A 14040-nucleotide genomic window follows, 5' to 3' on the forward strand; every position below is an offset into this window, starting at 1 on the left:
ATGAAAAAAATCTTTTTATTTCTTTTAATTTGCCTATGTGCCCATACCAAAGACAAAGTTACTTTGGATTTTTTGAAATCCAAACCATCTGGAATCGCTCGTGATTTTTATATTTGGCAATTTCTACAAATGCCCCAAACCTCCCTCCAAGAAGCTATTGAAGCATACAATCTTGTCTATCGCAAAAATGACAAAATTGAAAAACTAGTCGCTCAAAAAGGTTATATTCACGAACTCCCCAAAGATGTCAGATGCAAAAAACTCCCCTTTAATACCCTTAAAAATGAAGATGCAGAATGCATTTCTTTTGGCCTAAAACTCTCAAATATCCCCTCCATCTCTTCTCAAGAGGCACAAAGTCTCATCCAAAAACTAACCCCCAACTACCCTATTCTAGCTCAAGAAATTCAGTTACTTCTCTCTAAAGATCCCCTTGATTTAATTCTCAAAAGCCAAAATGCGCAAGTTGTCAGCGAGATCTTTTATGGTCTCAATTTAGAGCAAAGACTCTCCATCTTTGATCACAAAATCCCTCCCCAACTCATTCAAACTTTGGCCGATCAAAACTATCCAAACTTCAACAAAATGCTTCAATACATTCTTCTTTCTGAACGCTTCTCCAAATTCAAGCAATCCATTCTTGAGGCAAAAATCACACAAGCTGATGAAAAAATTCTCTTGCTTCTTGGCGTTGTGCAACTCCAATATCAACATCCCCAAAAAGCAAAAGAATATTTTAACCTCGCTCTTCAAAGTGCCAAATCTCCACTCATTAGAGATAAAGCACTTTTTTGGCTCTATCTTACTTCCCAAGATTCTTCTTTTTTGGAACGCTTGGCAGACAGCAATACGCTCAGCCTTTATAATATCTTTGCGATTCAAAAACTCAATACAAAACCCAACTACAATGTCATCTCACATCTTCCCAATCTCAATCAAGGCCAAGCCCAGTTTGATATTACAGATCCATTTGCGTGGCAGACACTTAGAAGCTCTTTGATTAAAATTCCTTCTAGAGATGATTTTCAAAATACCATTCACAAACAACTTGCTTATTTAGATTCACAACCCCATATGGCAGTTATGCTCACGCGGATCAAAGGCTTCCAAAACAACTATTTTCTTATGCCTTATGCAGACTCTCTTACTTGGGAAAATGATCATCAAAAAGCCCTAACTTTTGCCATCGCTCGCCAAGAAAGCAATCTAATCCCTGCTCTTGTTTCTACCTCCTATGCCCTGGGAATGATGCAAATTATGCCCTTCAATCTTGATCCTATTGCTAAATCCTTGGGCAAAAAAGATATGAATCTAAGCGACTTATTCAAACCCCAAGTTGCCCTTGAGTTTGGAAGATATTATCTCAAAGAGCTCGAAGATGAGTTTAAACATCCCCTTTTTGTGGCCTATGCCTACAATGGTGGTCCTGGTTTTTGGCGCAGAACACTCAAAAAAAACACTCTCTTTATTCAAAATAGAGCCTATGAACCATGGCTTAGCCTTGAGCTCATTCCCTATGAAGAATCCAAAAATTATGGCCCTCTTGTTTTGGCAAACTATATTATCTATCAAGAACTTCTAGGAAACTCGATTAATCTTGATAAACTTCTCTCTCAAACCTTAGTCAATTCACAACCCAAAAAGGAGAAAAAATGATTCGAAAATGCCTCTTCCCAGCTGCTGGATATGGGACAAGATTCCTTCCTGCAACAAAAGCAATGCCAAAAGAAATGCTTCCCATCGTCAATAAACCCCTCATTCAATATGGAGTAGAAGAAGCATTTGAATCAGGATGCACGCAAATTGCCATCATCACGGGCAGAAACAAAAGAAGCATTGAAGATCATTTTGATATTAGCTATGAATTAGAGCGAGAAATTCAAGGAACAGATAAAGAACACTATCTTGAAGGGATTAGGAAAATTATGCATAGCTGTTCATTTTCCTACACACGACAAAATGAAATGAAGGGTCTAGGGCACGCAATTTTAACAGGGGAGACGCTGATTGGGGATGAGCCTTTTGGAGTGATTTTGGCTGATGATTTATGCTTAAATGAAAAAGGCCGAGGGGTTTTAGCCCAAATGTGTAATTTGTATGCCAAATACCATTGCGCAATTGTTGCAATCGAAGAAGTAGATCCCTCACAAGTTGATAAATATGGAATCATCCAAGGAGAAGAAATAGAACAAGGTATTTTTAAAGTGCATTCTATGATTGAAAAACCTAGCCAAGAAGAAGCCCCGAGCAATCTAGCCATCATAGGACGCTATATCTTGATTCCTGAAATCTTTGACATACTTAGAACCACTCCTGCAGGAAAAAAAGGGGAAATACAAATCACTGATGCACTGCAAACCTTAGCCCTTCAAGGGAAAGTGATTGCCTATCAGTTTCAAGGCAAACGCTATGATTGTGGAAGTGTTGAAGGTTTTATTGAAGCAACCAATGTTTTCTATCAAAGAATTAAAAATGCAAAATAATTTTATTTTCTTTTTTTATTTGCTTGCTTTTTTGCTCTATATCCCCACTCTTATTTTGGGGACATTCCTAAAACCACCAACAAAAAAGCAAATCTCTCCTCCAACCCCCCAAAGCATTCTTGCAAGAATCAAAAAAGGCTCAAAATACACAAAACAAGCCCTAGAAGACTTTGAAAAACTTTTTTTAAATGCACAATCTTGTGATCAAACACTTTGGCTTGAAATCATCAAAGAATTTGCCCTTTCCCCAAGCCTTGAGATTAAAGAAATTACATCGCTCCAAGAAAAACTCAAACAAAACAATCCAAATCTTCAAAACGAAATCGCCCTAACTATTAGTGTTGCCATCAAAGAGCGAAAATGAAAGAGGTCTTTAATATTCAAGGAATGAGTTGCAGCGCTTGCTCATCAAGCATCCAATCAGCACTCAAACGCAAAAAAGGGATTCAATCAATCCATGTTGATCTTCTCAATCATCGTGCGGTCATTGAGTTTGATGAGGAAATCATTTCTTTGCAGGATATTTTTTCTTTTATCACAAAGCTTGGCTATATACCCCAAAAACAAAGCGTGATTCAAAGATTAGATTCTCGCTTTCTCACTCCCAAAAAACGTGTGATCTTTGCGCTCATTTTTACCTCCATCACACTATATCTTGCAATGCTTCCCATGATTTTTCCCTCTTTTGTTCCCATCACCCCATCGCTCAATGCCTTTTTACAGCTTTTTTGCACTCTGGTTGTTATGCATATGGGAAGGGATTTTTACCTCAGGGGATTTAAAACTCTTTTGTCTTTTCATCCAACAATGGATACTCTTGTGGCGCTAGGAAGCGGAAGTGCGTTTATTTATAGTCTTGTCGCTCTCATCACTCAAGATCATCATTCCCTATATTTTGAAAGCGTATGTGTGATTTTGCTTTTTATTTTGATTGGGAAAACAATTGAAGAAAAAGCCAAACAAAATATTCAAAGTTCACTCCTCTCGCTTGCCTCACTCAAAGAAACCTCTGTGATCAAAATCCAAAATCAACAAGAACAAATCATTCCTATAGAAAAGATTCAAATTGGGGACATCCTCAAAATTACTCCTCAAACCACCATCCCCACAGAAGGAATCTTGATAGAAGGTTCTGCCAATCTTGACCTATCAAGCCTCAATGGAGAAAGCCTTCCCATTCACAGGACGCAAGGAGAGCATTTAGATTCGGGAGCTCTCAATCTTAATACAACCTTTTTGATGCAAGCCACTCAAATTGCTCAAAATAGCACTTATTGGAAAATTTTAGACTTAGTGCAAAATGCCTTGACTTCTAAGCCCCCTATTGCAAAATTTGCCGATCAAGTTTCACTCTACTTTGTCCCATGCGTCATTATCCTTGCGCTAATATCTGGAGGAATATGGCTTTTTATCAAAGAAGATCTTGGCCTTGCTTTGCAAATCTTTTGCAGTGTCTTACTGATCTCTTGTCCATGTGCCTTAGGGCTTGCAACTCCGCTTGCTCTCAATATCGCCTCAAATCTTGCAAGTCAAAAAGGGATCTTTTTCAAAGATGCACGCATTTTAGAACTCATCGGCAAAACACAAACTATTTTTTTTGACAAAACAGGCACACTAACACACAAAGAACTCAAACTCCAATCTATCAATACTCTTTCATCTCTAAGCTCTAAAGAATTGCTCTCTATTGCCGCCTCCTTAGAAGCACAAAGCCATCATATTATCGCTCAAAGCATTCTATTGCAGGCCCAAGGGATTAAGCATCTAAAAGCTCAAAATATCATCATCCAAGAAGGATTTGGAATCTCTGGAGAAATTGATGGAAAACGCTACAAGATAGGAAATGCCAAAAGTTTCAATCCACCCCCCAATCAAGAAGGTGAAGGTATCATTGTTTTTATTGGCACAGAAGAGAATCAACAAGATAAAATCCTAGGCTATCTCATCTTAACAGAGCATATTCGCGATGAAGCCAAATCCTGCATTTACCAACTAAAACATCAAGGAATCTCTCCTATTCTCCTAAGCGGAGATTCAAAACACAATGTCCAAAAGATTGCACAACATCTTGAAATAGACTTTATTGCCAATGCACTACCACAAGATAAACTAAAAGCCATTCAAGATGCTTCTCCCAAAATTACGATGATGATTGGTGATGGGATCAATGATATGCTTGCCCTCTCCAAAGCAGATATTAGCGTCAGCATTGGTGAGGGAAGTCAAGAGGCAATCGCTAGTGCCAACCTAATCATTCTCAACAACAATCTCGAGAATATCCCCTACTGCATCAAGCTCAGTCGTGCAACTCTAGCCAATATCAAACAAAATCTCATCTGGGCCTTTGGCTACAATACCCTTATGATTCCTATTGCCTGTGGAGCATTGCTTGGTTATGGTATTTTGCTTTCTCCCATGTTTGCTTCACTTGCGATGACACTTAGTAGCCTTAGCGTTGTTTTCAATGCCCAAAGACTTAGATTATTTAAAGGATAAAAATGATTACAATAACTCTACAAGTTCCATCAATGCATTGCTCACACTGCACCCAAAAAATCCAAACTTTTGTTTCTGAAGTGCAAGGAGTGCAAGACATCCATTTTGATTTAGATTCTAAATCTCTTACTGTTTCTTTTGTCCCTCCAGCAACAAAAGAAGCCATCATTGAAGCTATTGAGGATTGTGGATTTGAAGCACGATAAGCCATTTTTTTCCATTATTTTCCCCATCTACAATCGAGAAATATATCTTCAAGAAACTCTTCAAAGCATTCTTAGCCAGTCTTTTGGGGATTTTGAACTCATTGCCATTGATGATGGATCTACAGATCAGAGTTTAGCTATCCTTCAATCCCTGCAAGATCAACGCATCAAAGTTTTCACCCAATCCAATCTTGGCGTGAGCGAAGCTAGAAACACAGGGATAAAACATGCAAAAGGAGAGTATCTTTGCTTTGCTGATTCTGATGATATCTTACACCCCAATTATCTGCAAGACTTTTATACCCTCATTCAAAAAACACAAGCTTCCCTAATCAAAAATAATTCAATCATCAAATTTCACTCATCGCCTAAATTTCGCCCACACTATCAGCTCAAACATATTCACATCGTTTCTTTAAATACTAAAAACATCAAAATTGGCGGAACAATTTGGAGCTATTGCATCAAGACTTCTTTAGTTAAAGATATCCATCTTCTTTTTCTTCCACAACGCATTATGGAAGATGAAATATTTATCTTTATGCTTCTACCCTTTGTTGATCATCTTGTGTTGTTTAGAGGTTCCCCCTATTTGTATCGACAACACTCCAATTCTATCGTTTCAACTCACCCTGTCGCTTTTGATCGCATCAACAACTTTCATGATCTTATTTTGTGGTATCAACATCACAAATTTTTGGATTCCTTTCCTATCCCTTTTTATATCCTTTATGACATAAGTCTCAAAAATCCAAACTATCTTACATATATCTCGCGCTCAAAAGAAATGCTTCAAACACTCAATCTCTCCCCCTCTCTTTTAAGCCAAGATCCACTTATCCCACATCTTCTAAAAGAGGAAGCAAAAGCCTTTCAAGAATATCACGCAAAGAGCCGTGGGAAAATCAAGTTTTATCTTAGAAAATTTCTTTGTCGATTTTTTTGATTCCATTGCAACACCAAGTCTTTTTTTCTCTAAGACTTTGAAGATAGATTTGATGATTTTCCTCAAGCATTGCTCTTGAATTTTCCTCATGCCACAAATGATAGGCAATCCCTGCAAATCTTAGCTTTCTCATTTCTCCCCCAACATTCAAAAAACGCACTACAAATTCACTATCCTCTCTTCCCCAGCCAACAAAATCCTCATTGAAACCATTGATAGACTCCACATCTTCCTTGAAAAAAGCCATATTGCACCCCTTCACAGGCAGAAAACGATCAATGCTCAAATCCTTTTGCTTAAAGCAAGGCCAAAAACACATGGAACTTAAAATTTGAGAGCGTGTTGTTTTGAATGTTTTTTTTGCAAAAGCCAAGCTGCATTTTTGTTTTTCTAAAATGATTTGTGTCTCTTTTTGAGAGAGCAAAATACGCCCACCTTGGACAAAACAACCTCTTCTTGCCCTATCTTGATGATCCTTCACAAAACTAGGATGCAAGATCATATCCCCATCAATCACTACAATATATGTCCCACGGGCACTTTTGATTGCTTCATTTCTAGACTTTGCCAAACGATACCCACAATCTTGATGCCAAATGTGTCTTAGTGGGATAGGAAAATTTTCCTGATATTGACGCACCAATTCTCTAGTATCCTCTCTACTTCCATCATCAGCAATCAAAACCTCAAAGGGCAAAACCTGCTGAAGACAAATAGAATCTAATACAAGCGCAAGTCTCTCTTTTTGATTATAGGTTGTTACAATCAAAGAAAGCGAGGGTTTTTGAAGAGTGTTTTCATAAAGCTTCATATATTTAAAAAAAGCTCCCAATCCATTGCATACACTAATCACAAATCCCCTATATCCATAAATAAATCCTCTCTTAAAAAGAAAATTTCTTATAAAAGTCCAAAATCCCCTCAACAATGCCCCAAAGGGAGAGGATTTTTTCTTAACATTTTGCATAGCCCACAAAGTCGAGTAGCGTTGAAGCTTATCAAGCAATCCATCAATATTTTCAAAAGAATAATGCTTAATGCCTCCACTTTTTAAACGCACTTCTTTACAAATTTTTGGGATCTCAAGCCCCTCATGCACAAGATCATTTTTAAACACTATCTCTTGTTTGCAAAAAAGACGCTTAACCCAATCAGGATGCCAACCACACCCCCTAATCCACATATCTCCATAATGATTTTTTCGCAAAAAAGAATAATATTTTCCCTTCTCTAATCGGAGTGCTTTAAGCTCATCAAGCAACTCTCTTTCTATGACCTCATCGCTATCAAGAGAAAATATCCAATCATTTGTCGCATAACTTATAGCTAGATTCTTTAGTGCTCCAAAACCAATAAACTCACTTTCATAAATTTTGACATTCTTGAATTCTTTGGCAATTTCTTGTGTTTGATCCGTGCTTTTATTATCAAGCAAAATCACCTCATCAAATTCTTTTACACTCTCTAGGCATGCTCTAAGTGTTTTTTGAGCATTTTTTGCCAAAATAGTGACGGAGATTTTAGTTTGCATTTCCCCTTCCTGCGTGAATCATTTTCCAAAAAATACAAATAAAAAGTGTCATCAAAGGGAAACTCACATTAGATTCCCATGGATCGCCAATCAAAGCATTAGGGAAGATAAAATAAAATATCATACATATTCCAGCAAATGCAAAAAGCTCTCCCCTCCTAAAAGAAGAGAAAAAAAGCTTCACTGAAGCAAACCAAACAAACAACAATACCAATACACCCACAGCTCCTCGTTTTGCTGCTTGATTTAGAATCTGGTTATGTTTAGTTCCAATTGCCTCTTGATAGGTTTGCTCTCTCTTAATCATACTCCGACTTTTTTCTGTAATCTCAGGCATTCTCTGCAAAATTTCAGCCGTACTTAATCCCAAAAATGGAGCCATCTGAAACATCGTCGCGGCCTCTTTCCACATTTCAAATCGAGCACCAATGCTATTTTTGTCAATTTCTCCTTGATGATAACGCTCCAAGTCATCATGAGCTATTTCCAATCTCAAAAAGTCACTTTTCCCATCACCTAGCCCAACAATTGAGCATAGGCCTAAAAAACAGATACAAATAGCCCACAAATAACTCTTGATTTTTTTTCTATGTTTCCAACACAACAATCCACCCACAAAAGCAAATGTCAAAATCATCCCAAGCATTGCCCCTCTTGTTCCTGTCAAAACTGAGGCAAGACAAGATAAAAACATTGCTGCAAAATACAAGACTTTTTCTTTTTTAGAATCTGCAAAAATCAATAAAAGCAGAGAAAGGATTCCCAATATTGCTGAAGAATCTGCCATCTCAGTGATTCCACTCCATCCATAAACCCTCCCTACCCCCAAAATATAGCGCTGATAGATTCCAATACAACCATTAGCAATACCCCCCAAAGCAATGCCATAACACAATGCTTTATAATAAATCCTAAAATCAAGCTTAATAAACAGATAAAAAACCAAGGCTCCCAAGAGGTATTTAGAAGGAGTGTCTAGATCAGTCAAGGAAGGCATGGATGGATTTCTAGCGCTTTTAAGCTCCCATCCACTTCCAGCAAGATAAGACAATACAGCACTTAAAAAAAATAAAATCAAAGCAAGAATAAAAAGTTTTTCATTTTTTTCTAGAGGCTTTTGATCTTTTGATGAAGCAAAGTAAGCAACACATAAAGAGAGCGCAAGCAATACCTCAACCACCATGCTCATATGGCGATATGCTGTTCCCAAACACAAAATAAAAACTAAAGCAGAAATCCAATAACTCAAAAAATCATTTGTTACTCTTTGTCCATTCATCATACTTCCTCCATATCCATTCCAAAGCATTTAAGCACTCTTTTGTGATTTTGTAGCCAAAAAAAGTTTTTTGCACCTTTCTTAATTCTCTTTTCCCAACAGAATCAATACAAGATTGCAAAGCAGAATTCTCTGCAATAATTGGTGGCGAGAAGAAAAAAGTTCTTATGCCATGCCAATATGCTTTATCTAAAAAATTATCGACTGGACAAAACCACAATTTAGCCTTTTGAACAAAAGCTAAAGCAGCCCGAGGTGTCAAAAAATATCCCTGTGTTCCACACACTCCTTCCAAAACTTGATAGAGATCACCTTCAATATGTACAGATCTCTTTTTAAAAAGAGGCATTAATCTCACAAATTGCCACCGAGGATTCAAAAACAAATCCTTGACTTTTATTTCAAAGTCCTCAAAAAACAAAACATCATCTTCAAGGATCAAAATTGGTCGGTTAAGCTCAATGCACTTCTGCCACAATGCATAATGAGATGCAAAGCAGGCTTTTTCTCCATCAGTCAAAGTTTTCCCCCGATAAATTTTAGTTAAAAAATCACAATCCCATTTTTGACGATAAGATAAAAATTCCCTACTTCCAACAGAAATGGCATCAAAAAAAATAAAATCAATGTCTTGAAATTTTTGAATTTGTTTTTGCATCAATGTTTTTCTTTCTTCTGCTTGAGAAAGATTGATGATAAAAGCCTGAAACATTATTGAATTCTTCCCTCTTCCAATCGATACACCCTATGTGCAAGCTCAATCGTGCTTGGACGATGTGCGATAATGATAATGATTCTATCTTTTGCAATAGAGGCAATAATCTCACGAAATGCTTCTTCTGTCTTAGAATCTAAAGCACTTGTTGCCTCATCCAAAATTAATACCTGTGGATCTCGATACAGGGCCCTAGCAATAGCGATTCTTTGGCGCTGTCCTCCGCTTAGATTTGTTCCAAACTCATCAAGCTCTGTATCAATCCCTTGAGGTAAAGTCTCTACAAAATCCCAAATCAAAGCCTTCTTGAGCGCCCATACAACCCTCTCTCGATCAATCTCTCTACCATAAGCCACATTGCTTGCGATGCTATCATTGAAGATAAAAATGCGCTGATTAACTAGCGCAAAATGTTCCCTTAAATCTGAAATCTTAAACTTTGTATAATCTTTTGCATTGATAAGAATCTTTCCACTTCTTGGCTCATAAAGCCTCATCAAAAGAGAGATTAGTGAGCTCTTGCCACTTCCACTCTTCCCTACAAATGCCACAATCTCATTCTTAGAAATCTCCAAAGAAATATTATGTAAGATATTCTCTTCTTCATATCCAAAATTGACATCTTTAAACACAATGCTCTCAATTTTTTCTTCCAATGGATCTTTTCCATCAATAATCATTGATGTCTGTCCCAAAATCTCATGAATCCGATCACTTGCAACAATTGCTGTTTGCATTCCTATTACACAGTTAATCAAACGCTTAATGGGGGTATAAGCCATAAAAAGAGCTGTTGTAAAAGAAAAAAACTCTCCAGCACTCATCTCTCCACTAATTACACTATGCCCTCCCAAAAAAATCACACCACCTATCGCAAAAGCACCCAAGATCTCCATTGTTGGAGTATCAAGATGATTGATAAAAAAGTTTTTCATATTGATTCTAAAAAACTCTTGATTCTCTTCTTGGAATCGTTGGTTTTCTAAAGCTTCTCCATTGCTTGTTTTGATCACTTCAATGTTGTTAAACACTTCACTTAATCTTGATGTGATGTCGGCATTTTTTTCTTGAGCTTGGCGTGAGATTTTTTTGAGCTTTTTGACAATAATTGAGAGTGGCAAAATAGCTAGAGGAATAATCAAAAGGCCGATAATGGCTAATTTTGGACTTTGATAGCAAACCACTCCAACCAAAGCAATCGCAGTAATTCCCTCTCTAACAAAATCTGTCGTAATAGATGAAACTGCATTGCGCACAAGTCCAATATCATTTGTGATTCTAGCTAGAAGCTCACCATTGCGATTTTTGTTAAAAAAGCTCAAATCAAGCTCAAGCATTTTTTCAAGCATTTTATTGCGAATGAGCTTGACAATATTCTCACCAATATAACCCATAAAAAAAGTTTGAACATATGCTCCAATTGCCTTCCCACAATAAAGCAAAACAAGGAGAAAAGGCAAAATGGCCAACATTTGAGCATCTTTGTTGATAAAAATCTGATCCAAGACGGGTTTAACAAGATAGGTCACTCCAGCCGTGCAAAGGGCTGCGACAACTCCCCCCACAATAGCAATCCCAAAAAAGAAATAATGCCCCTTAATATAGGGGAGAAATTTTTTAAAAAACTCTAGCATCAAATCAACCTACATTTTTCTCTTTGCTTTGATTCCCAAGAGCTCCATTCCTTTCTCTAAACTCATAGAGACAGACAACAAAATTTTCAAAACCTCATTTTGATTTGGCATCCCCAAAACCTTATTGGCATTATAAAAAGCATGTAATTCTGCAGCTAAGTTTTTAAGAAAATCACACATCTTGAGAGGAGAGCGATCTTCAAATGCACCTACAGCTACGCTACTAACTTGCGAGGCAAGGAAAGCAAGATTTTGAAGAGAATGATCTAAATGAGAGATTTCTACACTTTTAATTTCTTCAAGGCTTTTTTGACTTTTTTCAATCAATGTATGAATGCGAGCATTGGCATAATTAATATAAAAAATTGGATTTGAGCTGTCTTGCTTTTGTAGATCATTGATCTCAAATTCAAGTCCAACATCAGGCGTTTTAGAAAGAAACACAAATCGTAAGGCATCACTTCCAATTTCCTCCACCACATCTTGCATCAAAATAAAATTTCCCGCTCTTTTGCTCATTTTATAAGGCATTCCATCTTTAAGAAGCTTAACCATTTGCGAGAGCAAGACTTCAAGCTTGTTTGAATCAAACCCTAAAAATTCAATCGCAGACTTTACTCTTGCAATATAGCCATGATGATCAGCTCCCCAAATATTGATATAGTGATCAAAGGGGCGCAGAAATTTATCCTCATGGTAGATAATATCTCCTGCTAAATATGTCGGCTCTCCGCTTTCGCGGACAATCACACGATCTTTTTCATCTTTGTGGTGTGTTGATTTGAGCCATAATTTCCCCTCTTTTTCATAGATTCCATGATGTTTTCTAAGTTTTTCTAAAACTTTCTCCCATCGATCATACAAAGATTTTTCACTCACATAAGAATCAAACTCAATCCCCACAGATGCGAGATTTTCTTTGATTTCTTTAAGCATCAAATCTTTACCAAACTCAGCCAAATGAGGAATATTTTCTTCCTCAAAATAAGAGGAGCCAAATTGCGCAATTGCCTTATGTGCAATTTCAGAAATATACTCTCCTCGATAGTATTGCTCTGGATATTCTACGGGAATATTTAAAATCTCTCTTCCAGCTAACAAAATAGAAAGCCCAAGCATTGAGATTTGCGATCCAGCATCATTAATATAGTATTCGCTCTGAATCTCATATCCTGAAAATTTCCCCAATCTTAGCAAAGTATCGCCATAAATAGCACCTCTTGCATGCCCAATATGAAGAGGACCCGTTGGATTGGCACTCACATACTCAAGCAAAATTGAGTGATTTTTTTTTAGAATCTCCTTTTGAAAATCCCCATCCAAAACAGAAGAAATCGACCAAAGAAGCAAAGGTTGCGAAAGAGTGAGATTAATGTAGCCATTAAGCGTTTCTACCTTTTCAAACAAAGGAGATGTTCGTAATTTTTCAGCGATCTCCTCACTCAGCACCTTTGGATTTTTTCTCTCAATCTTTGCAAGCATAAAGGCAATAGGAGTAGCAAAGTGTCCAAACTCCCTATTTTTTGGACGCTCCAAAACAACATCACAACCCAAAAGCTCATCAAGCTCTCGTTTGACCTTTAAATAAAGCATTAAGCTTGTTTTTCCTCAGTTTTTGTTGTAGCTTGGATATTGTCTTGAGCCTTGTTTTCTACATTTTTTGTGGCAATCTCTTCATCTTCATCTTCTTTCATTGCTTTTTTAAAATTTTTGATCCCACTTCCCATACCTTTAGCAAGCTCAGGAATCTTCTTTGCCCCAAAAAGCAAAATCACAATCAACAAAACAACCAAAATTTGCGTTGCACTTGGTGCCATGGTCACTCCTTCTAATCAATATAAAAATGTTTTTATTATACCCTTATTATTTTACCCCAACCATTCATTCAATAGCTTTTGAGTATCTTCCAAACGCTGAGCATAACGAAGACTTTGCACAATTGATAAGATTGCTTCTGTTGCAGTTTGAATCTCATCATTAACGATCAAAAAATCAAACTCATCAATATGCTTCATTTCATTATAAGCATGCATCAAACGCATTTCAATCACTTCTTCATTATCTGTTCTTCTCCCCTTTAGACGCTCTGCCAAAACACTTTTGCTGGGAGTTGTTACAAACACAGAGGTTGCAAGCTTCCCATAATATTTTTTGATATTATGATGCCCTTGCACATCCACATCAAACACAACAATTTTTCCCTCATCGATAGCTTCCTCTACGGGTTTAAGCGAAGTTCCATAATAGTTTGAATGAACTTGCGCCCACTCCAAAAAATTTCCCTCTTCAATGTCTTTTAGAAACTCTTCTTGAGACAAAAAGTGGTATTCTCTCCCATTTTTTTCTCCCTCTCTTGGTTTTCTAGTTGTTGAAGAGATTGAAAAATAGACATTAGGAATTTTTTTCATAATGGCAGAACAAAGTGTGCTTTTACCACTTCCGCTTGGACCAGACAAAATCAAAATACTCATTTTTCATCCTTTTTTGGAAAAGAAATATTGATCGTTAATTGCATCCCATCTAAAACATCTCGTAGTGATTCTGAGTTTTTGGTCCGCAAAATCTGATGTAAAAAATCTAAGCCATCGGGTTGTTGAACTTTTTCTTCTTGGAGCAAGCCCTTGATTTTCTCAATCTCTCGCAAATCCAATACCCCTCCCTCTTGTGGAATTGGCCACTCTTCCTCCATATGTTCTTGTTCTTGTTCTTGTTCTTGTTCTTGTTCTTGTTCTTGTTCTTGTTCTTGTTCT

At 37.1% G+C, this 14040-nt stretch carries 14 protein-coding genes; 6 read left to right on the plus strand and 8 right to left on the minus strand.

The genetic code is table 11. The features are described from left to right. From LW137_RS06455 to LW137_RS06480, 6 genes are read left to right on the plus strand one after another with little or no spacing between them, the layout of a single operon-like run. Positions 1-1656: a lytic transglycosylase domain-containing protein gene (locus tag LW137_RS06455; RefSeq protein WP_233034400.1), complete on the plus strand. Its 1656-nt coding sequence runs from the start codon at positions 1-3 to the stop codon at positions 1654-1656. Next, a complete protein-coding gene (gene galU, locus LW137_RS06460) occupies positions 1653-2483 on the plus strand; it encodes a UTP--glucose-1-phosphate uridylyltransferase GalU (RefSeq protein ID WP_233034403.1) in 831 nt (276 codons plus the stop codon). Before LW137_RS06455 ends, galU begins: the two co-directional genes overlap by 4 nt. Further along, the gene (locus tag LW137_RS06465) at positions 2473-2847 is read left to right on the plus strand and encodes a hypothetical protein (RefSeq protein WP_233034412.1); all 375 of its coding nucleotides are present in this window, start codon (positions 2473-2475) and stop codon (positions 2845-2847) included. Before galU ends, LW137_RS06465 begins: the two co-directional genes overlap by 11 nt. Continuing rightward, positions 2844-4979, plus strand: coding sequence for a heavy metal translocating P-type ATPase (locus LW137_RS06470; protein WP_233034420.1), 2136 nt, complete (start codon positions 2844-2846; stop codon positions 4977-4979). Before LW137_RS06465 ends, LW137_RS06470 begins: the two co-directional genes overlap by 4 nt. Before the next feature lie 2 nt (positions 4980-4981). Continuing rightward, positions 4982-5185, plus strand: coding sequence for a heavy-metal-associated domain-containing protein (locus LW137_RS06475; protein ID WP_233034422.1), 204 nt, complete (start codon positions 4982-4984; stop codon positions 5183-5185). Next, positions 5148-6131, plus strand: a complete 984-nt coding sequence (locus tag LW137_RS06480; protein WP_233034424.1) for a glycosyltransferase family 2 protein — start codon at positions 5148-5150, stop codon at positions 6129-6131. The genes LW137_RS06475 and LW137_RS06480 overlap by 38 nt, the downstream gene beginning before the upstream one ends. On the opposite strand, the gene LW137_RS06485 is transcribed toward LW137_RS06480, so the two are convergent. From LW137_RS06485 to LW137_RS06520, 8 genes are all read right to left on the minus strand, one after another. Beyond that, positions 6103-7662 (minus strand): glycosyltransferase family 2 protein, encoded by a 1560-nt coding sequence (locus LW137_RS06485; RefSeq protein ID WP_233034426.1) that lies wholly within the window; start codon positions 7660-7662, stop codon positions 6103-6105. The genes LW137_RS06480 and LW137_RS06485 overlap by 29 nt on opposite strands. Then, on the minus strand, positions 7652-8971 hold the full coding sequence (locus LW137_RS06490) for an O-antigen ligase family protein (RefSeq protein ID WP_233034428.1): 1320 nt from the start codon (positions 8969-8971) through the stop codon (positions 7652-7654). The genes LW137_RS06485 and LW137_RS06490 overlap by 11 nt, the downstream gene beginning before the upstream one ends. After that, positions 8916-9653, minus strand: coding sequence for a glycosyltransferase family 25 protein (locus tag LW137_RS06495; protein WP_233034430.1), 738 nt, complete (start codon positions 9651-9653; stop codon positions 8916-8918). The genes LW137_RS06490 and LW137_RS06495 overlap by 56 nt, the downstream gene beginning before the upstream one ends. Further along, a complete protein-coding gene (locus LW137_RS06500) occupies positions 9653-11290 on the minus strand; it encodes an ABC transporter ATP-binding protein (protein ID WP_233034438.1) in 1638 nt (545 codons plus the stop codon). The genes LW137_RS06495 and LW137_RS06500 overlap by 1 nt, the downstream gene beginning before the upstream one ends. A 9-nt stretch (positions 11291-11299) precedes the next feature. Continuing rightward, positions 11300-12883 carry an arginine--tRNA ligase gene (gene argS / locus LW137_RS06505; protein ID WP_233034447.1) on the minus strand — a complete coding sequence of 528 codons (1584 nt, stop codon included), beginning with the start codon at positions 12881-12883 and terminating at the stop codon, positions 11300-11302. After that, a complete protein-coding gene (locus tag LW137_RS06510) occupies positions 12883-13107 on the minus strand; it encodes a twin-arginine translocase TatA/TatE family subunit (RefSeq protein WP_233034449.1) in 225 nt (74 codons plus the stop codon). Before LW137_RS06510 ends, argS begins: the two co-directional genes overlap by 1 nt. A 51-nt stretch (positions 13108-13158) precedes the next feature. Beyond that, the gene (gene gmk / locus LW137_RS06515) at positions 13159-13761 is read right to left on the minus strand and encodes a guanylate kinase (RefSeq protein WP_233034452.1); all 603 of its coding nucleotides are present in this window, start codon (positions 13759-13761) and stop codon (positions 13159-13161) included. Beyond that, on the minus strand, positions 13758-14040 hold a 283-nt coding region (locus LW137_RS06520; protein ID WP_233034454.1), incomplete at its 5' end, for a hypothetical protein. The genes LW137_RS06520 and gmk, both read right to left, overlap by 4 nt.

This window comes from Helicobacter kayseriensis (assembly GCF_021300655.1).
In the GTDB taxonomy this organism is placed as follows: Bacteria; Campylobacterota; Campylobacteria; order Campylobacterales; family Helicobacteraceae; genus Helicobacter_G; species Helicobacter_G kayseriensis.

Bases quoted from the DNA above. Each gene is read 5' to 3' on its own strand.
- LW137_RS06495 (WP_233034430.1), bottom strand. From the start codon at position 9,653: ATGTTTCAGGCTTTTATCATCAATCTTTCTCAAGCAGAAGAAAGAAAA.
- galU (WP_233034403.1), top strand. From the start codon at position 1,653: ATGATTCGAAAATGCCTCTTCCCAGCTGCTGGATATGGGACAAGATTC.
- LW137_RS06470 (WP_233034420.1), top strand. From the start codon at position 2,844: ATGAAAGAGGTCTTTAATATTCAAGGAATGAGTTGCAGCGCTTGCTCA.
- LW137_RS06475 (WP_233034422.1), top strand. From the start codon at position 4,982: ATGATTACAATAACTCTACAAGTTCCATCAATGCATTGCTCACACTGC.
- LW137_RS06465 (WP_233034412.1), top strand. From the start codon at position 2,473: ATGCAAAATAATTTTATTTTCTTTTTTTATTTGCTTGCTTTTTTGCTC.
- LW137_RS06455 (WP_233034400.1), top strand. From the start codon at position 1: ATGAAAAAAATCTTTTTATTTCTTTTAATTTGCCTATGTGCCCATACC.
- LW137_RS06485 (WP_233034426.1), bottom strand. From the start codon at position 7,662: ATGCAAACTAAAATCTCCGTCACTATTTTGGCAAAAAATGCTCAAAAA.
- LW137_RS06490 (WP_233034428.1), bottom strand. From the start codon at position 8,971: ATGCTTTGGAATGGATATGGAGGAAGTATGATGAATGGACAAAGAGTA.
- LW137_RS06510 (WP_233034449.1), bottom strand. From the start codon at position 13,107: ATGGCACCAAGTGCAACGCAAATTTTGGTTGTTTTGTTGATTGTGATT.
- gmk (WP_233034452.1), bottom strand. From the start codon at position 13,761: ATGAGTATTTTGATTTTGTCTGGTCCAAGCGGAAGTGGTAAAAGCACA.
- LW137_RS06500 (WP_233034438.1), bottom strand. From the start codon at position 11,290: ATGCTAGAGTTTTTTAAAAAATTTCTCCCCTATATTAAGGGGCATTAT.
- argS (WP_233034447.1), bottom strand. From the start codon at position 12,883: ATGCTTTATTTAAAGGTCAAACGAGAGCTTGATGAGCTTTTGGGTTGT.